The 22913-nt window shown below is 72.4% G+C and carries 22 protein-coding genes; 14 read left to right on the plus strand and 8 right to left on the minus strand.

Annotated elements, in window-relative coordinates; translation table 11 throughout:
* The first annotated feature begins 83 nt into the window (after positions 1–83).
* From ACIA8L_RS02800 to ACIA8L_RS02810, 3 genes are all read left to right on the plus strand, one after another.
* Complete coding sequence (locus ACIA8L_RS02800) at positions 84–1502, plus strand: hypothetical protein (protein WP_395899717.1); 1419 nt, start codon at positions 84–86, stop codon at positions 1500–1502.
* Between the two features lie 169 nt (positions 1503–1671).
* Positions 1672–3519 carry a 2-oxoacid:acceptor oxidoreductase subunit alpha gene (locus tag ACIA8L_RS02805; RefSeq protein WP_395899719.1) on the plus strand — a complete coding sequence of 616 codons (1848 nt, stop codon included), beginning with the start codon at positions 1672–1674 and terminating at the stop codon, positions 3517–3519.
* Positions 3512–4540 carry a 2-oxoacid:ferredoxin oxidoreductase subunit beta gene (locus tag ACIA8L_RS02810; protein ID WP_395899720.1) on the plus strand — a complete coding sequence of 343 codons (1029 nt, stop codon included), beginning with the start codon at positions 3512–3514 and terminating at the stop codon, positions 4538–4540. Before ACIA8L_RS02805 ends, ACIA8L_RS02810 begins: the two co-directional genes overlap by 8 nt.
* Positions 4541–4581: 41 nt before the next feature.
* On the opposite strand, the gene ACIA8L_RS02815 is transcribed toward ACIA8L_RS02810, so the two are convergent.
* Positions 4582–6036 carry a leucyl aminopeptidase family protein gene (locus ACIA8L_RS02815; protein WP_395899722.1) on the minus strand — a complete coding sequence of 485 codons (1455 nt, stop codon included), beginning with the start codon at positions 6034–6036 and terminating at the stop codon, positions 4582–4584.
* Between the two features lie 103 nt (positions 6037–6139).
* Positions 6140–6307, minus strand: a complete 168-nt coding sequence (locus ACIA8L_RS02820) for a DUF3117 domain-containing protein (RefSeq protein WP_081971220.1) — start codon at positions 6305–6307, stop codon at positions 6140–6142.
* 244 nt (positions 6308–6551) lie between these two features.
* On the opposite strand from ACIA8L_RS02820, the gene ACIA8L_RS02825 reads away from it, so the two are divergent.
* From ACIA8L_RS02825 to ACIA8L_RS02845, 5 genes are all read left to right on the plus strand, one after another.
* On the plus strand, positions 6552–7355 hold the full coding sequence (locus ACIA8L_RS02825) for a PaaX family transcriptional regulator C-terminal domain-containing protein (protein WP_395899725.1): 804 nt from the start codon (positions 6552–6554) through the stop codon (positions 7353–7355).
* Positions 7356–7371: 16 nt separating this feature from the next.
* Positions 7372–8160 carry an enoyl-CoA hydratase-related protein gene (locus tag ACIA8L_RS02830; protein WP_395899726.1) on the plus strand — a complete coding sequence of 263 codons (789 nt, stop codon included), beginning with the start codon at positions 7372–7374 and terminating at the stop codon, positions 8158–8160.
* A 374-nt stretch (positions 8161–8534) separates the two neighbouring features.
* Positions 8535–9791 (plus strand): DUF1800 family protein, encoded by a 1257-nt coding sequence (locus tag ACIA8L_RS02835; RefSeq protein ID WP_395899728.1) that lies wholly within the window; start codon positions 8535–8537, stop codon positions 9789–9791.
* Positions 9792–9846: 55 nt separating this feature from the next.
* On the plus strand, positions 9847–10086 hold the full coding sequence (locus ACIA8L_RS02840; RefSeq protein ID WP_395899730.1) for a hypothetical protein: 240 nt from the start codon (positions 9847–9849) through the stop codon (positions 10084–10086).
* On the plus strand, positions 10074–11300 hold the full coding sequence (locus ACIA8L_RS02845) for a DUF1501 domain-containing protein (RefSeq protein WP_395899732.1): 1227 nt from the start codon (positions 10074–10076) through the stop codon (positions 11298–11300). The genes ACIA8L_RS02840 and ACIA8L_RS02845 overlap by 13 nt, the downstream gene beginning before the upstream one ends.
* Positions 11301–11316: 16 nt before the next feature.
* Here ACIA8L_RS02845 and ACIA8L_RS02850 read toward each other — a convergent pair whose 3' ends face one another.
* Both ACIA8L_RS02850 and ACIA8L_RS02855 read right to left on the minus strand, forming a co-directional pair.
* Complete coding sequence (locus tag ACIA8L_RS02850; protein ID WP_395899734.1) at positions 11317–12792, minus strand: hypothetical protein; 1476 nt, start codon at positions 12790–12792, stop codon at positions 11317–11319.
* 52 nt (positions 12793–12844) lie between these two features.
* Positions 12845–13471: an O-methyltransferase gene (locus ACIA8L_RS02855; protein WP_395899736.1), complete on the minus strand. Its 627-nt coding sequence runs from the start codon at positions 13469–13471 to the stop codon at positions 12845–12847.
* Positions 13472–13555: 84 nt separating this feature from the next.
* Between ACIA8L_RS02855 and ACIA8L_RS02860 the strand changes: the two genes are divergently transcribed.
* Positions 13556–14914, plus strand: a complete 1359-nt coding sequence (locus tag ACIA8L_RS02860) for a S1C family serine protease (RefSeq protein ID WP_395899737.1) — start codon at positions 13556–13558, stop codon at positions 14912–14914.
* Positions 14915–14987: 73 nt separating this feature from the next.
* Positions 14988–15413 carry a Sec-independent protein translocase subunit TatB gene (locus ACIA8L_RS02865; protein WP_395899739.1) on the plus strand — a complete coding sequence of 142 codons (426 nt, stop codon included), beginning with the start codon at positions 14988–14990 and terminating at the stop codon, positions 15411–15413.
* 499 nt (positions 15414–15912) lie between these two features.
* On the opposite strand, the gene ACIA8L_RS02870 is transcribed toward ACIA8L_RS02865, so the two are convergent.
* The 3 genes from ACIA8L_RS02870 to ACIA8L_RS02880 all read right to left on the minus strand — a co-directional run bounded on the left by ACIA8L_RS02870 (position 15913) and on the right by ACIA8L_RS02880 (position 19119).
* Positions 15913–17055 (minus strand): P-loop NTPase, encoded by a 1143-nt coding sequence (locus ACIA8L_RS02870; protein ID WP_395899741.1) that lies wholly within the window; start codon positions 17053–17055, stop codon positions 15913–15915.
* Between the two features lie 188 nt (positions 17056–17243).
* On the minus strand, positions 17244–17837 hold the full coding sequence (locus ACIA8L_RS02875) for a DUF1003 domain-containing protein (protein ID WP_395899743.1): 594 nt from the start codon (positions 17835–17837) through the stop codon (positions 17244–17246).
* Positions 17830–19119: a magnesium transporter MgtE N-terminal domain-containing protein gene (locus ACIA8L_RS02880; RefSeq protein ID WP_395899745.1), complete on the minus strand. Its 1290-nt coding sequence runs from the start codon at positions 19117–19119 to the stop codon at positions 17830–17832. The genes ACIA8L_RS02875 and ACIA8L_RS02880 overlap by 8 nt, the downstream gene beginning before the upstream one ends.
* An 80-nt stretch (positions 19120–19199) precedes the next feature.
* Here ACIA8L_RS02880 and ACIA8L_RS02885 point away from each other — a divergent pair, with 80 nt between their 5' ends.
* On the plus strand, positions 19200–20060 hold the full coding sequence (locus ACIA8L_RS02885; protein ID WP_395899747.1) for a PhzF family phenazine biosynthesis protein: 861 nt from the start codon (positions 19200–19202) through the stop codon (positions 20058–20060).
* Here the strand turns inward: ACIA8L_RS02885 and ACIA8L_RS02890 are convergent.
* Positions 20006–20929: a DMT family transporter gene (locus ACIA8L_RS02890; protein ID WP_395899749.1), complete on the minus strand. Its 924-nt coding sequence runs from the start codon at positions 20927–20929 to the stop codon at positions 20006–20008. The two genes, ACIA8L_RS02885 and ACIA8L_RS02890, sit on opposite strands and share 55 nt — an antisense overlap.
* A gap of 81 nt (positions 20930–21010) precedes the next feature.
* Between ACIA8L_RS02890 and ACIA8L_RS02895 the strand changes: the two genes are divergently transcribed.
* The 3 genes from ACIA8L_RS02895 to ACIA8L_RS02905 are packed head-to-tail and all read left to right on the plus strand — an operon-like array spanning position 21011 to position 22853.
* Entirely contained in the window at positions 21011–21703 is a 693-nt protein-coding gene (locus ACIA8L_RS02895; protein ID WP_395899751.1) for an HAD family hydrolase, read from the plus strand.
* Positions 21700–22332, plus strand: coding sequence for an AmmeMemoRadiSam system protein A (amrA, locus tag ACIA8L_RS02900; protein ID WP_395899753.1), 633 nt, complete (start codon positions 21700–21702; stop codon positions 22330–22332). The genes ACIA8L_RS02895 and amrA overlap by 4 nt, the downstream gene beginning before the upstream one ends.
* 32 nt (positions 22333–22364) lie before the next feature.
* Positions 22365–22853, plus strand: coding sequence for a hypothetical protein (locus ACIA8L_RS02905; RefSeq protein WP_395899755.1), 489 nt, complete (start codon positions 22365–22367; stop codon positions 22851–22853).
* The last annotated feature ends 60 nt before the right edge of the window (positions 22854–22913 follow it).

Here is a 22913-nt window from a genome sequence, read left to right on the forward strand (position 1 = left end):
ATGTCCTTCAGGTTGCTTGCCGGACAGCAAAAAGCTGACGGGCGAGCCCAGCTCAGACACGAGACCAAGAAGGACACCCCCTCATGGAAGCACCCTCGCGCCGCCGCACAGCAAGGCGGATGCGGGCCGGCTCCTTCGTGCTCCTGGCCGTCCTCAGTGGCCTGCTGGTCGCCGCACCGGCATACGCGGACCCCGAGGACGGCGAGACCAGTACAGCCCCCGTCGAGACCCCGACCGAGGTCGTGCCGCCCCCGGACCCGACGACGGAGGTGCCGCCGACGCAGGCCCCGCCGACCACCACCGAGGCCCCGCCGCCGCCCCCGCCGACCACTGCGGCCCCGCCGCCGCCGAAGCCGGCGCCGGTCCACCGGTACAAGCTGACCGTGAGCACCGTCTCCCTCGGTGACGCCTACTGGCAGGGCGACGGCTCCGCGCAGCTGGTCATCTCGGTCAAGAACACCGGCGAGAACGTCGGCAAGGACACGATCACCGGCGTCTACAACCTGCCCAGCGGGTCGCAGGCGACGGGCGCCTACGGCACCGGCGGCTGCGCCGTGGCACCGGGCGCCGCCAGCTTCAGCTGCACCCTGCCCGAGCAGGGCCTGGGCCAGGTCGTGGTCAAGGTCAACGTCGACCCGGGCGCCTGGAAGACGATCACCGCCGGCCAGGTCAGCACCTCGTCCGCCGGCTACCCGCGGGCCGCGCCGATCGCGTTCGCGTTCACCACGCCGCCGACCCCGGGCATCGAGCTCAACACGTCGGCCCCGGTGCTGCCCGCGGCGACCGCGCCGAAGGACGAGACGTTCCCGCTCGCCGTGCGCCTGCGCAACACCGGCACCACCAAGGCCCCGGGTGCGGTGGAGATCGTCACACCGCCCGGTGTCGACCTCGTCACGTTCCCGGGCGCCTGCCGCTCCCACAAGCGGATCGCCGGCGACCGGTACCGCTGTGAGCTCGGCGACATCGCCCCCGGCAAGGAGGTCTCGGCGGTGTTCGGGATGGCCGTCACCGCCGCCGCCCGGGCCGAGCTGCCGCTGACCGGGGCCGTGCACGGCTACCTCGCGCCGCCCGGCCTCGACATCATCGAGACCCGCTACGACTACAAGATCACCGCGCCGCCGCTGACCGGCGCGGAGGCCCCGCTGCCGACGTCGGCCCCGCCGTCGCCGGCCGCCCAGCGGACCTTCGCGACCGACATGAGCCTGCGCGGGCAGTCCGGCGGCGAGGGCGGGCAGCTGTCCAGCCTGCCGATCATCGGTGGGATCGCCGGCCTGGTCGGCATCGCCGGCGGCCTGGTCGTGTTCTCCCTGCGTCGGCGCACCCGCGGCGAGGACGACGACCTCGGCGCCGACGAGGTCGAGGACGTGGTGCTGGTACCGGCACAGGGCGGCGCCACCACCCGCTCACCGATCCCACGCGCCATGACGCTGCCCCGCCTGCCCGACGGCCCGGTCGCCGGGTCCGGCTTCCGCGCCGCCGAAGACCCGTCCGACGACACCTGAACTCCCGTTTTGCCGTAACTCCAGGCGCACACGAGGGCCGTGCGGCGCAATGATGCAAGTCGCATCTACGACGCCGCCAGAGGGATATGCGCCGCAGGCACGGCGTTCACGCCGACGTACCCTCAGGGGTGTACGACATCCGATCCGCCGCCACAGGAGGTCAGCTCACGTGACCAAGCAGGTCCGCCAGCTGGATCGAGTGGTCATCCGGTTCGCTGGCGATTCCGGCGACGGTATGCAGCTCACCGGTGACCGCTTCACGTCCGAGACCGCGCAGCTCGGCAATGATATTTCGACGTTGCCCAACTTCCCGGCCGAGATCCGCGCCCCCGCCGGGACGTTGCCGGGTGTGTCGAGTTTTCAGGTGCATTTCGCCGATTTCGACATTCTCACGCCCGGTGACGCGCCCAACGTCCTCGTCGCGATGAACCCGGCCGCCCTGAAGGCGAACATCGCCGACCTGCCCAAGGGCGCCTCGATCATCGTCAACACCGACGAGTTCACCAACCGCAACCTGGCCAAGGTCGGCTACGCCGCCAACCCGCTCGAGGACGGCTCCCTGGAGGGCTGGAACGTCGCCCCCGTCGGCCTCACCTCGATGACGGTGAAGGCCCTCGAGTCCTTCGAGATCTCCAAGAAGGACGCCGAGCGGGCCAAGAACATGTTCGCCCTGGGCCTGCTCTCCTGGATGTATTCGCGGCCGCACGAGTCGACCCTGTCGTTCCTGCAGCGCAAGTTCGCGTCGCGGCCCGAGCTGGTCGCCGCCAACATCGCCGCGTTCAAGGCCGGTTGGAACTTCGGGGAGACGACCGAGAACTTCGCGGTCCGCTACGAGGTCAAGCCCGCCCGCATGGTCCCGGGCAACTACCGCAACATCACCGGCAACACCGCGCTCGCCCTCGGCGTCGTCGCGGCCGGGGTGCGGTCGCGGCTGCCGGTCTTCCTGGGCGCCTACCCGATCACGCCGGCCTCCGACATCCTGCACGAGCTCAGCAAGCACAAGAAGTTCGGCGTGACGACCGTGCAGGCCGAGGACGAGATCGCCGCGATCGGCGTGGCCCTGGGCGCCTCCTACGGTGGCGCGCTCGGCGTGACCACCACGTCCGGGCCGGGGGTGGCGCTGAAGGGCGAGACGATCTCCCTCGCCGTCGCCCTCGAGCTGCCGCTGCTGATCATCGACGTGCAGCGGGCCGGCCCGTCGACCGGCCTGCCGACCAAAACCGAGCAGGCCGACCTCAACATGGCCCTGTTCGGCCGGCACGGCGAGGCCCCGGTCGCGGTCCTCGCCCCCCGGTCGCCGGCCGACTGCTTCAACACGGCCCTCGAAGCGGCCCGGATCGCGCTGACGTACCGCACACCGGTGATCCTGCTCTCGGACGGCTACATCGCCAACGGCTCCGAACCCTGGCGCCTGCCGGACATGGACGAGCTGCCCGACCTGCGGGTCGAGTTCGCGACCGCACCCAACGGCGAGGACGGCAAGACGTTCCTGCCCTACCTGCGCGACCCGAAGACGCTCGCGCGGCCGTGGGCGGTCCCCGGTACCCCCGGATTGGAGCATCGAATCGGCGGCCTCGAGAAGGCCGACAAGACCGGTGACATCTCCTACGACCCGGCCAACCACGACTTCATGGTGCGCACCCGCGCGGCCCGCATCGAGGGCATCGACGTGCCGGACCTCGAGGTCGAGGACCCCGACGGCACCGCCCGCGTCCTGGTGCTCGGGTGGGGTTCGACGTACGGGCCGATCGGCGCCGCCGCCCGCGCGCTGCGCCAGCGGGGCCTGGCCGTCGCCCAGGCGCACCTGCGGCACCTGTCACCGATGCCGAAGAACCTGGGCGCGGTGCTCAAGTCCTACGACAAGGTCGTCATCCCGGAGATGAACCTCGGCCAGCTCGCCGCGGTCATCCGGTCGCGGTTCCTGGTCGACGCCATCGCCTACAACCAGGTCCGCGGCCTGCCGTTCACCGCGGCCGAGCTGGAGGGCGTGCTCGAGGAAGTGGTCAAGAATGCCTGAGCAGTTGAAGCTGACGATGAAGGACTTCAAGTCCGACCAGGAGGTCCGCTGGTGCCCCGGCTGTGGGGACTACGCGATCCTGGCCGCGGTGCAGTCGTTCATGCCGGAGCTCAACATCCCGCGCGAGCGGATCGTGTTCGTCTCCGGCATCGGCTGCTCCTCCCGGTTCCCGTATTACATGAACACCTACGGCATGCACTCGATCCACGGCCGCGCGCCGGCGATCGCGTCCGGCCTGTCCGTGTCCCGCCCGGATTTGTCGGTGTGGGTCGTCACCGGTGACGGCGACGCGCTGTCGATCGGCGGCAACCACCTCATCCACGCGCTGCGCCGCAACGTCAACCTCAAGATCCTGCTGTTCAACAACAAGATCTACGGCCTGACCAAGGGGCAGTACTCGCCGACCTCCGAGGTGGGCAAGATCACGAAGTCGACCCCGGCCGGCTCCGCGGACTCACCGTTCAACCCGATCTCCCTGGCCCTCGGGGCCGAGGCCAGCTTCGTCGCCCGGACCCTCGACACCGACCGCAAGCACCTGCAGTCGGTGCTGCGGGCCGCGGCCGAGCACCGCGGGTCGGCGTTCGTGGAGATCTACCAGAACTGCAACATCTTCAACGACGGCGCGTTCGACGCCCTCAAGGAGCCGTCCACCCGCGACGACTTCCTGATCCGGCTCGAGCACGGCCGGCCGATCACGTTCGGCAAGGACGGCGAGTGGGCGGTCACCCACCCGCCCGGCGGCTTCGGCCTCTCGGTCGTCCCGACCGCCGAGGTCGCGGCCGACGAGATCGTGGTCCACGACGAGACGGTGGCCGAGCCCGCCTACGCGTTCGCGCTGTCCCGGCTGCCCGGCCTCGACCTGCGCAACACCCCGATCGGCGTGTTCCGCTCGGTCGACCGGCCCGCCTACGACGACGTGGTCCGCGACCAGCTCGCCACCGCCCAGGCCAAGGTCAAGGGCACGCCCGACGAGGAGCTCGGCGCGCTGCTCAACAGCGGCGACACCTGGACGATCCTGTAGGCCTGCGCGAACCGAAAAACCGCGAGCCGCCGCCTGAGCGATCAGGCGGCGGTCTCCATTTCCAGCCACCGGGTCAGCGTGCGCACGCCCCAGCCGGTGGCGCCCTTGGTCAGCTCGCCGTCGCCGGAGTCGGCCCAGGCCGGGGACGACATGTCGAAGTGGGCCCAGCGCTCCCGCAGCGGCCCCGTGAACTCGCGCAGGTAGAGCGCGGCCAGCAGCGACCCGGCGCCGACGTCGGTGGAGTTGATGATGTCGGTGAGGTCGCCGCGGATCTCCTGGGCGTAGTCCTCGCTGAGCGGCATCCGCCACACCGACTCGCCGCTGGCGGTGGCCGCGGCCGCGAGGTCGCCGGCGAGGGTGTCGCTGTGGCTGTACATCGCGGCCGTCCGCTTGCCCAGCGCCACACCCTGGGCGCCGGTCAGGGTGGCCAGGTCGATGAGCACGTCCGGGCGCAGCCGGCGCACCGCATAGGCCATCGCGTCGCCGAGCACGAGGCGCCCCTCGGCGTCGGTGTTGAGGATCTCCGACGTGATGCCGCCGTAGTGGGTGACCACGTCGCCGGGGCGCATGCTGTCGCCGCCGAGCGCGTTCTCCGCGAGGGGCGCCAGGGCCGTGATCCGCACGGGCAGGCGCATCGCGGCGGCGGCCAGGGTCGCCCCGATCACCGCGGCCGCGCCGCCCATGTCCTTGCGCATGAGCTTCATCCCGGCGAGGGGCTTGATGCACACGCCGCCGGTGTCGAACGTGATGCCCTTGCCGACCAGCACCACGTGCCGCTTCGCGCCGCGCGGGCGCCACGACAGCTCGACGAGGCGTGGGCCGCGCTCCGCCCCGGCGCCGCGCCCGACGGTCAGGATCGCGTTGAAGCCGTTGTCCCGCAGGTAACCGGGCTCGCGGACCTCGACCGTCAGCCCCGGCGTGCCGGCCGCGGCCTTGACCACCTGCTTGGCGAACCAGGCCGGGGTCTTGCGGTCGCTTGGCATGTTGGTCAGGTCGCGGGCCAGGGTGGTGGCGGTGACGACGGCCCGGGCCTGGTCCAGGGCGGTGCCGAGCTCCGCACCGGCCGGGAGCGCGATCGTGACCCGGCGCAGCGGGTCCGGCTCGTCGTCGGTCAGGCTGAACCGGTAGGACGCGAGCCACAGCCCCTCGGCCAGGGCCCGGATCGCGACTCCGGCGGTGTCGTGCGGTACCAGAATCCGCAGTGCATTGTCTTTGCGGGCCGCCTTGGCCAGGGCCGCTCCGGCCGCCCGCCAGCCCGCCTCGTCGCCCTCGCCGATGCCCGCGAACAGCAGCTTCGACGGTTTGCGGCCGGGCCGCGGCAGCTTGTGGACCGAGCCGGGCGACCCGGTGTGCTCGACGTCGTCGAGGAACGCGTCGGCCTCGGCCTGGTCGACCGGGTTGAGCAGTTCGAGCGCGGAGAAAGGGTCGCCGGACGGCACCACGACGGCCATCGCACCCGAGGTGGTGCGGTTCGTGGCGAGCTTGATGTCCAGCACGGGGCCTCCAATGATTTCCGCGCGCACAACAGTGGGAGCGACCGCATGCCGGCCGCTCCTCCCAACCCAGTCAACCCGATAGCGGAGCCGATTGCAGGAAGACTCAGCCAGTGGCCGTCTTCAGCGCCTCGCTGAGTTCGTTGGCCTCATCCTTGGTCATCTCGACGACGAGCCGCCCACCACCCTCGAGCGGGACGCGCATGACGATGCCGCGGCCCTCCTTGGTGACCTCCAGCGGACCGTCGCCTGTCCGCGGCTTCATGGCCGCCATGTTGTCTCCCTTCGCTTCCTGATGTCCCAGACATCAGGTGGCACAGCCGTCCCCGCATGCCCGGCGCGCCTGCTCACGAAGTCCCGACCGGACCCGCAGACTCCGTGAAGTACGCACCAACCGATGATTTTCCCTGATGATGGGCCCAAGACCCAAACCGGGGCGGGAACCTGGTGCCGGTGCCCGGCCAGCCGGTGTGACGTTTTCTGGCAAATCTGCCGGTCAACTGTCACAATAAGCGGCCATGCAGGCCCGGTCCGCCCTCTTCGACCTCTATGGCGACCATCTCCGTCCGCGTGGCGGACGGGCCGCGGTCGCCGCGCTCGTGCGCCTGCTCGCTCCCCTCGGCATCGCCGCGCCCGCCGTGCGCACCGCCGTGTCCCGGATGGTCCGGCAGGGCTGGCTGCACCCGCTGCGGTTGCCGACCGGCCCCGGCTACGGCATCACCCCCAAGGCGGCCCGCCGCCTCGATGCCGCCGGCGCGCGCATTTACCGGACCGAGCGCCCCGGCGGCCCCGGGAGCGCGTGGACCGGCAGTTTCGATCTCATCACGCTGGAGCCCCCGGCGCATCGCGGCGCGCGGGCCCGCCTGAGCGCGAACCTCGGATTCCTCGGTTACGGCGCGATCGACGGCTCGACCTGGATCGCCCCGCGCCCCGGCGAGGGCGTCGACGCCCTGCTGGCCGAGGCCGGTGTGCGCTACGACCGATTCACAGCAGAACATTGCGGGGGTACTGCCGGAGCGGTGCGACTCGTCGCCCGAGCCTGGGACCTCGACGCGATCGCCGCGGCCTATGGTGAGTTCGTCGAGCGCCTCACGCCGCTGGTGCACACCGTCGGCCCCGGCACCGCCGACGAGCAGGCGTACGCGGTCCGGTTCACGCTGGTCCACGCCTGGCGCGCGTTCCTGTTCCGCGACCCGCAGCTGCCGCCGGCCCTGCTCCCCGCCCGCTGGGCCGGCACCGCGGCCGCCGCCTTCTTCGACCACCACGCCCTGCGCCTGCGCCCCGCCGCCGACCGGTACGTGGACGCCTGCCTGACCCTTTAGCCTCTGGGAGTTCGCAATGGAGCTGCTCGTCGAACGCACCGAAGCCGGTGTGGCGATCCTGACCCTCAACCGCCCCGACGCCCTCAACTCGCTGACCGGCGCGCTGAAGGTGGCGCTGCGCGACACGTTGCAGGGGCTACAAGCGGATCCGGGGGTACGCGCTGTCGTCCTCACCGGCGCCGGCCGGGCGTTCTGCGGCGGCCAGGACCTGCGCGAGCACGCCGAGTCCCTGGAGGCCGGCTCCGGGGCCTCGCTCTCGACCGTCACCGAGCACTACAACCCGATCACGATCGCCCTGGCCGAGATGCCGAAGCCGGTCGTGGCCGCCGTCAACGGCATGGCCGCCGGCGCCGGCGCCTCCCTGGCCCTCCTAGCCGACTTCCGCGTGGGCGGCCCGAGGACCGCGTTCCTGATGGCCTTCGCCAACGTGGGCCTGGCCGGCGACACGGGCATCTCCTGGACCTTGCCGAGGATCGTGGGCCACGCGAAGGCCGTGGAACTGCTCCTCCTGGCCGAACCGGTGCGGGCGGAGGCGGCGGCGGCCCTGGGCCTGCTGACGAGACTCACCGAGTCCGACGAGGACGTCCTGCCGACCGCGCTGGAGCTGGCCGACCGCCTGGCCGCGGGTCCTACGCTCGCCTACGCGCAGATCAAGCGCGAACTGGCCGCCGGTGGCTCCGGCTCCCTGGCCGCCGCCCTGGCCGTGGAGGCCGAGGCCCAGTCGATCTGCGGCCACACCGCCGACCACCAGAACGCGACCGCCTCCTTCGTCGCCAAGCAGAAGCCGGTCTACGAGGGCCGCTGACCCCGCCGCCGCCCTCGCTCTTGGCTCCCTCTCTCTGGTTGGCGATCCGATATGTCGGGCGCTCCGCGCGATCCGATATGTCGGGCGCTCCGCGCGATCCGATATGTCGGGCGCTCCGCGCCGCGCTGCGCGCGATCCGATATGTCGGGCGCTCCGCGCCGCGCTGCGCGCGATCCGATATGTCGGGCGCTCCGCGCCGCGCTGCGCGCGATCCGATATGTCGGGCGCTCCGCGCCGCGCTGCGCTCGACATATCGGATTTATCGTATATGTCCATTTGCTCGGCCGCTGCGGGCGTCGGCGGCGGTACCGGCGTTGCCGGTTGCTGAGCCGCGCTTAACGTGCCTCGTACAAACAGGCCATAGCGTGGGGTCCATGGCCGATCGGGAGAGGGTGGCGCATCTGCTGCGCCGGGCGACGTTCGGACCCACCGCGGAGGAGGTCGACGCGGCCGAGTCCCGGGGCGAGGCGGCGACCCTGGACGCGCTGTTCGACACGTCCGGGACGGACGCGGGCGCGGCCCGGACCCCGCTGCCGAAGCTGGGCCCGGTCGTCAACGAGCAGTCGGACCGGGCCGCGCAGATCAGGACCGTCGGCGCCTGGTGGCTGGACCGGATGGTGCAGGCCGACCATCAGGTCCACGAGAAGCTGACGTTCTTCTGGCACGGCCACTGGGCCACGTCCGCCGACAAGGTCAAGTCGGGTCCGCTCATGCTGGCCCAGCAGCAGACCCTGTTCCGCACCGCGCTGGGCGACTTCGCGACCCAGGTCCACGCGATGCTGCGCGACCCCGCCCTCATCCTCTGGCTCGACGGGCAGAAGAACACCGGCAAGGCCCCCAACGAGAACCTGGCCCGCGAGCTGATGGAGCTGTTCACGCTGGGCGTTGGCCACTACACGGAGCAGGACGTCCGCGAGGGCGCGCGGGCCCTGACGGGCTGGGTGGTGGACCAGAAGTCGGGCACGGCGACGTTGAACCCGAAACGCCACGACGACAAGCCGAAGACCATCCTGGGCCGGACCGGCACCTTCGACGCCGACGGCTTCGCCGACGTCCTGCTGTCCCAGCCGGCCGCCCCCGAGTTCATCGCCAGGCGCCTCTGGCTGCGGTACTGCAGCGACGCGGACATCCCACCGGAAGTCCTGGCCGAGGCGAGTTCGGCGCCGACGACCGCGGCCATGCTCCGCACCCTGCTAGCCGCCGACGGCCACGCCGAACTGGTCAAACAGCCCGTGGAGTGGCTGGTCGGCGCCCTGCGTCAACTCCAGCTCCGCCCGGCCGACCTGACCGACGCCCAGCGCAAGCAGCTGACGAACGCCCTGACCCAGCTGGGCCAGGTCCCGCTCCGCCCGCCGAGCGTCGGCGGCTGGCCCGCGGGCGCGGCCTGGCTGACGACCGCGGCCACACAGGCCCGCATCAAACTCGCCCAGACATTGGCCGCCCGGGCCCCGCAGCCGATCCTGGACCGCCTGACCGCCGCCCCACCCGCCCAACGCCCGCCTGTGCTGGCCCGCCTCCTGGTCGTCGATAAGTTCACGGACCGCACCCTGGCCGCCCTGACCCCGGCCGCGAACGACGCCCGCCGCCTGCTGACCCTGGGCCTGGCCAGCCCCGAGTACGCCATCACCTGACCAGCCCGCCCACCGCCGCCACCGTCACCGGCGGCACGCCCCGGATGGAGACGGCATGGACGTTCTGCATCGTGTGAAGTTCCCGACTCCCGGCCCCCAGCTCCCGACCCCGGCCCCCAGCTCCCAGCTCGCGGCCCCCGGCACCTTCGGCGGTCCCGGCCTGGACGGAGGCGGCATGGAAGCGCTGACTCGTGCGAAGTCGCCCGGTCCCCAGCCCTCGCCCCCCGACCCTCAGCTCTCGGGCCTCCGCACCGTCGCCGGCCCGGCCAGGAAGGAGGCGGCATGGACGCCGTGACCCGGAGGAAGTTCCTGATCGCCAGCGGCGTGGTCGGCGGCACGGCCCTGCTCGCCGGCGGCGCCTGGACCGTGCACGACATCCTGGACACCGCCACCTGGGACGACCGCCCCGGCGACGCGAAAACCCTGGTCCTCGTCACCCTGTACGGCGGCAACGACGGCCTGGCCACCGTCATCCCCTACGCCGACACGGCCTACGCCCCGGCCCGCCACGAGCTCGCGTACAAGCCCGAGGAGGTCCTCAAGCTCGACGACGCTCTCGGCCTGAACCCGGGCCTGACCGGCCTCAAGCGCATGTACGACGCCAAGAAGCTCGCCATCGTCCGCGGTGTCGGCTACCCGAAGCCCGACCACAGCCACTTCCGGTCCATGGACATCTGGCAGACCGCCCAGCCCGACCGCCCCGGCAACACCGGCTGGCTGGGCCGGTGGCTGGACGCCGTCGGTGGCGACCCGCGCCACGCCGTCTCCTTCGAACCGGTACTCCCTCCACTCCTGGCCGGTGTCACCACCGCCGGTGCCGCCGTCCCCGTCACCGGCCTGGCCCTCCCGGCCGGCGTCAAGCCCGAGGTCCTCACCGCCTTCGGCCGACCTGCGGCCGGCGAGCCGAAGCTGCAGGCCCGGGCCGCCCGCGCGTTCGCCGACCTGGTCGAGGTCGACGCCATGATCCACAGCGTCGACGAGGCCGGCGGCGACACCGATGGGTCCTCCTCGTCCGGCACCGCCACCGGCGGCCGCGCCGACCTGAAGACCCAGCTGGACCTGGTGGCCCGCTGCGTCGAGGCCGGCGTGGCCACCCGCGTCTTCTCCGTCTCCCTGGGCGGCTTCGACCTGCACGCGGAGGAGCGCAACTCCCAGGAGATCCTGTTGAAGCTCCTGGACGAGGCGCTGACCACGTTCGCCGAGCGCATGGCGAAGACGGACGCCGGCCGCAAGGTCGTCGTGGCCGTCTACTCCGAGTTCGGCCGCCGGGTGGCCGCGAACGGCTCCGACGGCACCGACCACGGCACCGCGTCGAACATGTTCGTCCTCGGCAGCCCCGTGCGCGGCGGCCTCTACGGCGAGCAGCCCAGCCTCACCGACCTCGACAACGGCGACCTGAAGTTCACCACCGACTTCCGCGCGGTCTACGCCACCCTCCTGCACCACGTCCTCGGCGCCGACCCGGAGCCGATCCTCGGCTACAAGGACCAGCTCACGGGCATCCTCTGAACCGCCACCGCCACCGTCAGCCCACGACAACCTCCTCACCAGCGGAAACCAAGTCCCCGTCACGGTCGGCGGCCGCCAAGCCTCCAACGCACGCGGCGGCCGCCAAGCCTCCAACGCACGCGGCGGCCGCCAAGCCTCCAACGTGCGCGGCGGCCGCCAAGCCTCCAACGTGCGCGGCACCGGCCGGGCCTCCAACGTGCGCGGCACCGGCCGGGCCGTCAACCTGCGTGGCGCCGGCCTGGCCGTCAACCTGCGTGGCGCCGGCCTGGCCGTCAACCTGCGTGGCGCCGGCCTGGCCTTCTACGTGCGCGGCGCCGGTCAAGCCGCCGTCGTGCGCGACATCCGGGAGCCAGTCGGCGGAGAGCGCCGAGAGCCGGTCGGCGGAGAGCGCCGAGAGCCGGTCGGCCGCGGCGGCGGGCGGGTCGTCCGCGGCCCGGCCCGGATCGGTGGGGCTCCATGGCGCCGTGTGGCGGGGCGCCGACCGTGGCCGTCCGCTCCCCGGCCCCGTCCGTGCCCGCCGGGGCGCCGCCGCGCTCCGCCGTGCCTTCTCCAGCTCCTTGCGCTCCGCCTCCCGCCAGCCCAGCGCGGTCCGGCAGCAGTAGTCCCACCAGCCGATCCACGGCCCGTATCGGTCCCGCAGCTCGGCCGGCGACGGCTCGGCGCTCTCCGCGTAGACCGTGCGCACCGTGTCCATGTACTGCGCGTGCTCCAGCGGCACCGCGTCCGGCCGCCCGAGGGCCCGCAGCAGCAGGGAGTGCGCCGTGTACTCCCCGATGCCGCGCACCCCCAGCAGCGCCGCCCGCGCCTCCCCGTAGGGCGCGGTGCGCAGCAGCTCCTCGTGCAGCGCCGCCACGCCGCCGATGATCGAGGCCACCCGGTCGGCCCGGGGCCGCCCGCCGACGAACGGCACGAGCTCGAACGGCGTCAGCTGCGCCAGCCACGGCAGCTCCGGCAGGACCAGGAACTCGTCGCCGCACACCGAGACCGGGGTGCCGACGTGGGCGGCGAGGCTGCGCTTGATCTTGGCTGCGTACCAGGGCGCGGAGTTCTGCACCAGCGCGTAGTAGACGACACCCTCGGCGAGGGTCGGGAACCGCACCATGTGCAGGCCCGTGGTCGCGGCCAGCAGCGCCCGGACCGGCGGGTCGTCGGCGACCAGCCGGAGGAACTCGGTGCGGTCGTCGTCCAGTCCGAGCCAGGCCGCGACCCGGCCGCGGGCGACGTCCAGGTCGAGCCCGTCCAGCGGCTCGGCACTGAACAGGGTCAGCGCGACCCCGGGCGCGCCGTCGTCGCGCTCGGTGATCTGGACCACGATCGCCGCGTCGGGGTCGCTCGGGTGCGGCAGGGCGCGGCGGGCCCAGCCGCCGCGGAGGTCGAGTGCGATGTCGCCGCGGCCGGGCCAGAAATCCTTCAGAGCGCGCAGGGTGCAGTGGAAGTCATACGGTGCCGTGGCCGGGAGGATGGTCCGGGTGATGATGCCGAGTTCGCTCATGACGGCATCGTCGGCCCCGGGTACGACGGTTTCGGGCCGGCGCCCGCGAAAGTTACTGCGCGCGAGCGGCGAGGAGCATTCCGTCACCGAGGGGGAGCAGGGCCGGGGTCCACGCATCGCTTTCGCGGAGGGCCTTGACCGCCTCCCGCAGCAGTACCGTCTCCGCGTCCCGCACTGTGGGATCGCTGACCCGGCCGCCGGCCAGGGCGTCGGCCAGGACCAGGGTGCCGCCCGGCCGCAGGAGACGCTCGGCCGCGGCCACCACCGGGCCGTACTCGCTCGGGTCGTGGTCGACGAAGATCAGGTCGTAGGCGCGGTCGGCCAGCCGGGGCAGCACGTCCAGCGCGCGGCCGGTGATGATCCGGGTGCGCGACGGCGGGTGACCGGCGGCGGAGAAGACGCGGCGGGCGACGCGCTGGTGCTCGGACTCGAAGTCGATGGTGGTCAGGACGCCGTCGCGGCGCATCCCGCGCAGCAGCCAGCCGCTGCTCACCCCGGTGCCGGTGCCCACCTCGACGACGGCCTTGGCGTTGCTCACCGCCGCGATCACCCGCAGGGCCGCCCCGCTGCCCCGGCTCACCGCATTGATGCCCAGCTCAGCGGCGGCCTCGCGAGCGGCCGACAGCACCGGCTCCTCGGCGACGAAGCCGTCGATGAAATCAGCGGTCCGAGCGGACACGGTAATGGGGCACCCCTTAAGAGAAGTCGATAGACCGCAACTCTAGGAGACCTCGCCCTCGCATGCTTCAAGCCGGGTCGTGTAATGCTGGATGCGAAACGGACGGAGGAGCCGATCGTGACAGACGGTTCGGCCTGGCGGCAGCCAGGCCCCGGCGCGCCGGCCAGCAACACCGGCTGGGGGGCGCGCCCAGCTTGGGCCGCGCCCAGCGCGCCCCAGGCCGCGGCGCCGCAGCCGGCCGCCAACAGCTGGTGGTCCGACGCGCTGGCGGACCCGTGGCGCGACCCGGACGCTCCGGTCGTCGTGGTCAAGCCACCCGAGGACGAGGCGCCGGCGCTGGAGAAGCCGCCGCCACCCTCGGCCGGGCCGCGGGTCGGCATCGGTCTGGTCCTCGTCGTCTCCATCGTCACCGCCCTGCTCGCCGGTGCGCTCGGCGGCACCCTCGGCTACGTCTTCGCGGTCGGCGGGGGCGGTTCCACCCTCGGCGGCGGCCAGCTCGGCACCACCGAGGCCAACAACCGCGCCCCCGAGTCCGTCGCCGGCCTGGTCAAGAAGGTCCTGCCGAGCGTCGTCACGATCAGCGTCCGGGTCGGCAACGGCACGTCGCTGGGCTCGGGCTTCGTCGTCAGCGGCGACGGCCACGTGATCACCAACAACCACGTCGTCGAGGGCAGCACCGGCTCCGCCACCGTCCGCTTCAGCGATGCGACCGTCGCCTCGGCCAGCGTGGTCGGCAGCGACCCCGAGTCGGACATCGCCGTGCTCAAGATCGACACCAACGGCCTGCCCGAGGGTGAGGTCGTGCCGGTCCAGTTCGGCAACTCCGACGCCGTGCAGGTCGGCGACCCGGTCGTGGCCATCGGTGCGCCGCTGGGCCTGACCAGCACCGTCACCTACGGCGTGGTCAGCTACCTCGACCGCCCCATCCGCACCAGCGAGGGCGGCACGGCCCGTTACTACGCCGCGATCCAGACCGACGCCGCCGTCAACCAGGGCAACTCGGGCGGCCCGCTGTTCGACGCGGCCGGCCGGGTCATCGGCATCAACTCCGTGATCGGCACCCTCGCCGAGGACCAGTCCAGCGCCGGCAACGTCGGCCTCGCCTTCGCCATCCCGATCAACCACGCCCGCCGCATCGCCACCGACATCATCAACACCGGCAAGGCCCGCCGCACGGTGATGGGGGTGCAGGTCGACACCTCCTACCAGAACCCACTCGGCGGCGCCCGCCTGGCCACCGTCGAGGCCGGCGGACCCGCCGAGACGGCCGGACTCAAGGCCGGTGACGTGGTCATGGCGGTCAACAGCAAGCCGGTCGAGGAGGCGTGGGACTTAACCGCGCTCGTGCGCAAATACGCGCCCGGCGACACGGTCGAAATTCAATATCTCCGGGGTACTGCCAGGGCGAAGGCGTCCGTCACGCTCGTCGCCGACGCGAAGTGACCTGACAGACCCTCCCGGAACCGGGCCGGAGGTGCGTAGTCTTGCCCGGGAGAAAGCAGGGGAGGGCCGGCACATGGGCTTGGACAACATCGGCGGCTGGGAGTTCCTCGTCATCATCCTGGTCGGACTGTTCATCTTCGGTCCCGACCGCCTCCCGAAGGCGATCAGCGACGGCGTGAAGATGCTGCGCAACATCCGCCAGATGGCCCGCAACGCGACCGGCGACCTCAGCAAGGAGCTCGGCACCGACATCCAGCTCGAGGACCTGCACCCGAAGACGTTCCTGCGCAAGCACCTCCTCAGCGAGGAGGACGAGGCGGCCCTGCGCAAGCCGCTGCAGGGCATCTACGACGACGTCCGCGGCGTCGCCGACCAGGTCAAGCGCGACGCCCAGGACGCCGCCTCGGCCGCCAACAACTCGGTCCGCGGCGCCACGTCGTCCACCTCGGCCCCGACGTCCCAGCCGGCCGTCCGCGCCTCCTGGGACGACGTCACCTGAGCCGGCCGCCGTCCACTCCGGCGGCTCGTAACTTCCACAGTCGGTACCAAAGCAGCCTGCGCTGTTCTTTGCCGCGCGGCGGCAGTCTCCGGTGTGAGGTCTGACCGCCCAGCGGCCCGGACCGGCTGCCGTCCGCTTCGGCGGCTCGTCTCGCGCACAGCAGGTACCAGAGCCGCCTTTCGCCGCGTGACGGCCGGACTCCGCTGCCGCCTGCGCTGTTCTTTGCCGCGCGGCGGCAGTCTCCGGTGTGAGGTCTGACCGCGCGGCGGCCGGGACCGGCTGCCGTCCGCTTCGGCGGCTCGTCACGCGCACAGCAGGTACCAGAGCCGCCTTTGCCGCCTTTTCGCCACGCGACGGCCGGACTCCGCTCAAGATCTCAACCCTATGTCGGGCACTCGGTGCCGCGACATAGGCCGATTTTTCGCCCGTCGGGGTATAAATGTGACATGTCGCGGCGCGGAGCGCCCGACATGTCAAGCCCGAGCCGTGAGCGAACCGTTCAGCGGCCGGCGGGCTTCAGGCCCAAGGGCTTGCCGACCAGGCTCTCCCGGCGCTGCGCCAGCTTGTCCGCGACCGCGGCCAGGGCGGCGGCGGCCGGGGCCGACGGCGTGTCCAGGACCAGGGGCAGGCCCGAGTCGCCGGCCTCGCGCAGGCGCGTGTCGAGGGGGATCTGACCCAGCAGGGGTACCGTCGCCCCGACCGCCCGGGTCAGCGAGTCCGCGACGGTCTGGCCGCCGCCCGCGCCGAACACCTCCATGCGCGACCCGTCGGGCAGCTCCAGCCACGACATGTTCTCCACGACGCCCACAATGCGCTGGTGCGTCTGCAGGGCGATGGAGCCGGCCCGCTCGGCGACCTCGGCCGCCGCCGCCTGCGGCGTGGTCACGACCAGGATCTCGGCCGACGGCAGCAGCTGGGCCAGGGAGATGGCCACGTCGCCGGTGCCGGGCGGCAGGTCGAGCAGGAGGACGTCGAGGTCGCCCCAGTAGACGTCGGCGAGGAACTGCTGCAGCGCGCGGTGCAGCATCGGGCCGCGCCACACGACGGCGGCGTTGCCGGGGGTGAACATGCCGATCGAGATGACCTTCACGCCGTGCGCCGACGGCGGCATGATCATGGACTCGACCTGGGTGGGGCGGCCCTCGACGCCGAGCATGCGGGGGACCGAGTGGCCGTAGATGTCGGCGTCGACGACGCCGACGGACAGGCCGCGGGCGGCGAGCGCGGCGGCCAGGTTGACGGTCACGCTGGACTTGCCGACGCCGCCCTTGCCGCTGGCCACCGCATACACCCTGGTGCGCGAGCCGGGCTGGGAGAACGGGATGACCGGCTCCTGGACGTCTCCGCGCAGGCTCGACTGCAGGTCCTTGCGCTGCTCGGCGGTCATCACCCCGAAGTCGATCTCGACGCCCACGACCCCGTCGACGGCCGAGACCGCGCGGGTGATGTCGCTGCGGAGCTTGTCCTTCAGCGGGCAGCCGGCGACCGTGAGCAGGATGCCGATGAGGGCGACGCCGTCCGGGCGGAGGGTGACGTCGCGGACCATGCCCAGGTCGGTGATGGGCCGGCGGATCTCGGGGTCGTCGACGGTCGCGAGCGCGGCGGTGATCGCGTCCTCAACGGTGGTGGCCGGGGCTGACATGCCTGCCATGCTACGTCGCGCCCCCGCCCACCCCCGCCGTGTCAACCCCGCACGAGGACTGCGTCACACGTCCGATTGGCGAATTATGTCCACCCGCGGGGCTTGTCCGCGTACCCAAACCGGTGCGACCATCGTTTACACGCCCCCCGCGCCTCGCCCCTTGAGGCACGGGGGGCGTAAGCAAGACCTCAATGCTTCCGGCGGCGCGGGGGTTCGTCCGTGTCGACCGAATCGTCCGCTTCGTCGATGCCGAGCGGGTCGGACAGCGAGCCCAGCGCCTTGCGGACCTTCTTGCGCTCCGCCTTCGCCCGCCGGTCGGCCGCCTCGTCCAGCTCCTCCGCGACCCGGGCCAGCTCCGAACGCAGGAAGTCGCGGGTCGCCACCTCACCCAGCGCGATCCGCAGCGCCGCGATCTCCCGGGCCAGATACTCCGTGTCCGCCTTCTGCGCCGCCGCCCGCCGCCGGTCCTCGTCGGCCGCGACCCGGTCCCGGTCGGTCTGCCGGTTCTGCGCGAGGAGGATCAGCGGGGCGGCGTAGGAGGCCTGCAGCGACAGGATGAGCGTCAGGAACGTGAACGTGTAGGGGTCGAACTGCCAGCTCTTCGGGGTGAGCGTGTTCCACGCGACCCAGGCCAGGATCACGATCGTCATGTAGACCAGGAACTTCGCCGTGCCCATGAACCGGGCGATGCCCTCCGACCACTGCCCGAACGCCTCCGGGTCGAAGCGGGGCAGCGAGATCCGCGAGTCCCGCGGCTGGTCGAGGCGGCGCCGCTCAGCCACGGGTGCCTCCGTTGCTGCCGGGGATCGCGATGTTCAGGGCCTCGGCGTGATCACGGTCACGCCAGTCGACGGGCAGCAGATGGTCGAGCACGTCGTCGACGGTGACCGCACCGACCAGCTTGTCGTTGTCGTCGACCACGGGCATCACCACCAGGTTGTAGGTCGCCATCCGCCGAGTGATCTCGGCGAGGGTCAGATCCGGGGCGAGCGGGTCGATGTCGTTGTCGACCACCCCGCCGAGCAGCGCCGACGGGGGCTCGCGGAGCAGGCGCTGAAAATGCACGACGCCGAGGTACCGCCCGGTCGGTGTCGCCATCGGCGCCCGCGTGACGAACACACCGGCCGCCACCGCCGGGGACAGCTGCGGTTCGCGGATGCGGGCCAGGGCCTCCGCGACGGTGTTGTCGGGCGCCATGACGATCGGCTCGGAGGTCATGACCGCGCCGGCCGTCCCCGGGGCGTACTCCAGCAGGGCCCGGACCGGTGACGCCTCGTCCGGCTCCATCAGGTCCAGCAGCACCTCCTGCTCCGGCTTCGGCATCTCGGCGAGCAGGTCGGCGGCGTCGTCCGGGTCCATCTCCTCCAGGACGTCGGCGGCCCGCTGCGGCTCCAGCGCCGTGATGATCTCCAGCTGGTCGTGCTCGGGCAGCTCCTCGAGCACGTCGGCCAGGCGCTCGTCGTCCAGGGCGGTGGCGACCTCGACCCGCCGGCTCTCCGAGAGGTCCTGCAGCACGTTGGCCAGGTCGGCCGGGCGCATGTTGTCCAGCACGGCCAGGATGCCGGCGGTGCCCTGGGTCTGCGGCTCCCCGGCCAGGCCCGTCACCTCCGACCACTCGAGCTGGTTGAGGTGGCCGCGGCGGGTGAGCCGGCCGGTGAACTCGCGCACCGCCACCCGCGACAGCGACCACTCGCCGGTGCGGTCGGCGTCCATGGCCACGTCGACCACGGCCCCGGTCCGCCCGGTCGCGGCCACGGTGACGTGCCGGTCCATGAAGTCCTCCAGCACCAGCAGCTCGCCCGGGCGCTTCTCGAAGCGGCGCAGGTTGAGCGTGCCGGTGTTGAGCACCACGGCGTCGGGCTCGATGGCGGTGATCCGGCCGATCGGCAGGAAGATGCGCCGGCGCATGGGCATCTCGGCGACCAGCCCGACGACGCGCGGGGACTGGGTGCCGGGCCGGACCCGGGCGACGGCGTCCCGCACCCGGCCGACCTGGTCGCCGTTCGGATCGAACACGCTCAGGCCCGCGAGGCGCGCGATGTAGACCCGCGGCGCAGTACTCACGAGGCTCAAGCCTACTGAAGCGGGCCACGAAGCAGGCGTTGGACCGAACTCCCCGGCCCGCGGCCCCCTAGGCTGGCCGAATGAGCATGGTGCGGTACTCGATCGTCGACGTCTTCACCGACCGGCCCTTCACCGGCAACCCCCTGGCGATCGTCTTCGAGGCGCAGGACCTGGCCGGCGAGCAGATGCAAGCCATCGCCCGGGAGTTCAACCTCTCCGAGACGATCTTCGTCCTGCCCCCGAGCGAGGGCACGGGCGCGACGTACCGGGCCCGCATCTTCACCCCCGTCACCGAACTGCCCTTCGCCGGCCACCCGACCGTCGGCTGTGCCGTCACGCTCGTCCGGGGCGGCGTCATCACGGGGCCCGACGTGGTGCAGGAGTGCGGGGCGGGGCTCCTGCCGATCCACGTCGACGAGGTCCACGGCTCGGCCACGGTGACCGGCGGCACACCGACGGTCGGCCCCGCCCTGGACCCGCTGCCGCTGCTGGAGTCGGTCGGGCTGACCGAGGCCGACTACCTGGGCCCGGCGCCGCGTACGGCCGGCTGCGGCCTCGAGTTCACCTACCTGTCGGTCACCGACGAGGCCGTCACCCGGGTGCGGCTGCAGAGGCCCGTCGACAAATCGAGCGTCCTGCACTGGGACGCCGAGCAGCACCGCGCACACGTCCGCGTGCTCGTGCCCGGTGTCGGCGTGACCGAGGACCCGGCGACCGGTTCGGCCGCGATGGGCCTCGGCGTGTGGCTGGTCACCAGCGGACTCGTGGCTGGTGACGGCGTCTCGCAGTACCACATTGCGCAGGGTCTGGAAATGCATCGCCCGTCGGCTCTGACGTGCACGGTGACCGCGCAGGGCGGTGCCGCCGTCGGCGCCACGGTGTCGGGTCACGTGGTGCCGATCGCCTCCGGTGAGATGATCGTGCCGCCCTTCGTCGGCTGACGCCGCCGCCCGCCCACGACGACCACGGCCACCCCGGCCAGCAGGATCGCGATGCCGGGCAGCGTGCGGGCCGCCGGCAGCTGCCCCAGCAGCAGCCAGGCGATCACGAGCGCGCCCGGCACCTCCAGCAGGAGCAGCACCGCCACCGTGGTCGCGCTGACCCGGTGCAGGGAGTAGTTGATCAGCGTGTGCCCGAGCAGCTGGGGCCCGATCGTCATGCTCACGATGGCGGCCCAGGTTTCCCAGGTGTACTCCCACAGCTCGGCCCCGCTCACGACGCACGCGACGAGCAGGAGCGCCGCGCAGACCGAGTAGCAGATCGAGGCGTACACGGTCGTCGGCAGGCTGACCCGCGCGTGCTCGCCGAGCAGCGTGTACCCGGCCGCGGCGATCCCACCGGCGAGGGCCAGGGCGTCACCGAGCAGCGCCCGCCCCGACAGGTCCGGGTCGGCGCCGGTGGCGAACGCCACACCGGCCACCGCGATCCCGATGCCGGCCCAGGTGCTGCCCGGCACCCGCACCCCGCGCGCGGCCGCGACCAGCGCCGTCCACACCGGCGTCGTCGACACCAGGGCCACCGACATGGCTACGCTGGTCAGCTTGGCGCTCGGTACCCAGGTGCCGAAGTGCACGGCCAGGCAGACGCCGGCCAGCACGGTGACGCGCAACGAGGCGCGCGCCGATGGCGATCGCTGCTTGTTTCCCTGCGCGATCGCGGCGGGGGCCAGCGCGGCCGCGCCGAGGATGTTGCGCCAGAAGGCGATGGCGAGCGCGGGCGCGGCCGCGAACGCGATGAGCGGCGCCGAGGCCGACACCGCCACGATCGCGACGACGAGAGCGGCGATGGTGGTGAGACCGACCTTGCGCATGCTGCGAATTGTCGTTGATCCGACACTGATGGCCCACGGCGACCAGGTAGACCGTTCGGAGGATGCGAGGGGGACTGAACGGTGATTCAAGCTGTCTGTTTTGACTATTTCAACACCTGTACCAGTGCGGTCGTCCGGGGCGACGGGCACCGCCGCACGGCCGAGATCCTCGGCGTCGACCCGGACGCGTGGCTCAGCGTCCTCGACCGCAGCTACGACGAACGGGCCCGCGGCGGGTACGGCAGCCTGCTGTCCGGCCTGCGCCGCCTGTGCACCGAGCTCGGCGTCGAGCCGACCACCGCCCAGCTGCGCGAGGCGGCCCGGGTGCGGCTGGCCACCGTCCAGTCCGACGGGCCGCTGCGGCCGGAGACACTCGGGGTACTCCAGGCGCTCAAAGACTTCGGCATCCGCGTCGCCATCGTCAGCGACTGCTGGGTCGAGCTGCCGATGCTCCTGCCGCACACGCCACTCGCCCCGCTGGTCGACGCCGCCGTCTACTCCAGCCGCGTCGGGCACACCAAGCCCCACCCGGCCATGTACGCCGCCGCCTGCGCCCAGCTCGGCGTCGCACCGGCCGACTCCCTGTACGTCGGCGACGGCGGCAGCCGCGAACTCACCGGCGCCGCCCGATACGGCCTGACCGCGGTCCAGCTGCGGGCCCCCGACCTCGGCGCCCACCTGACGTTCGACGCCGAGCCGGACTGGCGCGGGCCCGCGGTGGCGTCGCTGAGCGCGATCCTGGAGCTGGTCGGGGCGCCTATGCTGGTGGGGTGACCGTGACGGCGGCGCTGTCGCTGACGGATGGCCGTTTCCTGGCCCGCTTGGCGGCGGACGCGATACACGCACGGCTCACCGGCGGCCGCCTCGCCGTGCAGGTCCCGCCCGGGCCGCTGCACGAGGACGGCGCGTCGTTCGTGACCCTGGAGCGCGCGGGCGCCCTACGCGGCTGCGTCGGCACCCTGGAACCGGCCCAGCCCCTGCATCGTGACGTGGTCCGCAACGCCCTGCAGGCGATGCGCGACCCGCGGCTGCCACCGGTGACCGCCGACGACTGGCCGGCACTGGACGTGAAGGTCTCGGTCCTGACCCGCCCGACCCCGATCACCGCCACGACCCGCGCGGACCTGGTGGCCGCGCTGGACCCGGGCGTGGACGGCCTGATCCTGCACGACAACGACGGCCGCCGAGCCACGTTCCTGCCCGCGGTCTGGGCCAAGATCGCGGAGCCGGACCGTTTCGTGGCCGCGCTGCTGCGCAAGGGCGGCTGGCCGCCGGCGGAGTGGCCACCGGGCCTGGAGGCGCTGCGATACGGCTCGGACGAGTACAAGGACGCCTCCCCGCGGGAGCCGATCGCCTCCCCGCGGGAGCCGATCAACTCCCCGCAGGAGCCGATCAACCCGTGAGCGGATCGGCGGTCCGTGATTGGATGGGCGGTATGGACGCGCTGGTCGAAGAGGCGGCGAAGAAGGCCGCGGTCGCCTGGGTCGCCGTCGGCGGCCGCCCCGCCACGCTGGTCTGGTGCGCGTGGCTCGGCGGCGCCCTGCTCGTGGTCAGCGGCGAGGGCGAGCAGTCGGTCCCCGGCCTGGCTGAGGCCGCGACGGCCGAGGTGAGCCTCCGCGGTGACCACGGCGGCCGGATCGTCACCTTCCCGGCCGAGGTCACCCGCATCGCCCCCGGCGACGAGGCGTGGGCCGAGCTCGTGCCGCAGCTGGCCGGCAAACGCCTCAACGGCTCCGGCGGCGCCGAGGAGCTCGCCCGCGGCTGGGCCGAGCGGTGCGTCGTCAGCCGCCTCACACCCGCGGGCGCCTCCGCCGACCTGCCCGACGACGCCCAGGCCGCCCCACCCCGCCCGACGCCGGCGACCCGCATCCCACGGCGCCCGTTCCGCCTGCACAAAGTCCGCGGAGCCACCAAGAAGCGCTGACCGAAGCCACCAAGAAGCCCTGACCGAACAAGCAGGCCGACCCAAGAAGCGCGGACACGT

It is taken from the genome of Dactylosporangium sp. NPDC051541, from assembly GCF_044454505.1.
In the GTDB taxonomy this organism is placed as follows: Bacteria; Actinomycetota; Actinomycetes; order Mycobacteriales; family Micromonosporaceae; genus Dactylosporangium.

Coding starts and splice junctions, on each gene's coding strand:
- ACIA8L_RS02905 (WP_395899755.1), top strand. CDS start 22,365: ATGGACGCGCTGGTCGAAGAGGCGGCGAAGAAGGCCGCGGTCGCCTGG.
- ACIA8L_RS02800 (WP_395899717.1), top strand. CDS start 84: ATGGAAGCACCCTCGCGCCGCCGCACAGCAAGGCGGATGCGGGCCGGC.
- ACIA8L_RS02860 (WP_395899737.1), top strand. CDS start 13,556: ATGCTGGATGCGAAACGGACGGAGGAGCCGATCGTGACAGACGGTTCG.
- ACIA8L_RS02890 (WP_395899749.1), bottom strand. CDS start 20,929: ATGCGCAAGGTCGGTCTCACCACCATCGCCGCTCTCGTCGTCGCGATC.
- ACIA8L_RS02810 (WP_395899720.1), top strand. CDS start 3,512: ATGCCTGAGCAGTTGAAGCTGACGATGAAGGACTTCAAGTCCGACCAG.
- ACIA8L_RS02885 (WP_395899747.1), top strand. CDS start 19,200: ATGAGCATGGTGCGGTACTCGATCGTCGACGTCTTCACCGACCGGCCC.
- ACIA8L_RS02870 (WP_395899741.1), bottom strand. CDS start 17,055: ATGTCAGCCCCGGCCACCACCGTTGAGGACGCGATCACCGCCGCGCTC.
- ACIA8L_RS02820 (WP_081971220.1), bottom strand. CDS start 6,307: ATGGCGGCCATGAAGCCGCGGACAGGCGACGGTCCGCTGGAGGTCACC.
- ACIA8L_RS02840 (WP_395899730.1), top strand. CDS start 9,847: ATGGACGTTCTGCATCGTGTGAAGTTCCCGACTCCCGGCCCCCAGCTC.
- ACIA8L_RS02835 (WP_395899728.1), top strand. CDS start 8,535: ATGGCCGATCGGGAGAGGGTGGCGCATCTGCTGCGCCGGGCGACGTTC.
- ACIA8L_RS02845 (WP_395899732.1), top strand. CDS start 10,074: ATGGACGCCGTGACCCGGAGGAAGTTCCTGATCGCCAGCGGCGTGGTC.
- ACIA8L_RS02865 (WP_395899739.1), top strand. CDS start 14,988: ATGGGCTTGGACAACATCGGCGGCTGGGAGTTCCTCGTCATCATCCTG.
- ACIA8L_RS02830 (WP_395899726.1), top strand. CDS start 7,372: ATGGAGCTGCTCGTCGAACGCACCGAAGCCGGTGTGGCGATCCTGACC.
- ACIA8L_RS02850 (WP_395899734.1), bottom strand. CDS start 12,792: ATGAGCGAACTCGGCATCATCACCCGGACCATCCTCCCGGCCACGGCA.
- ACIA8L_RS02825 (WP_395899725.1), top strand. CDS start 6,552: ATGCAGGCCCGGTCCGCCCTCTTCGACCTCTATGGCGACCATCTCCGT.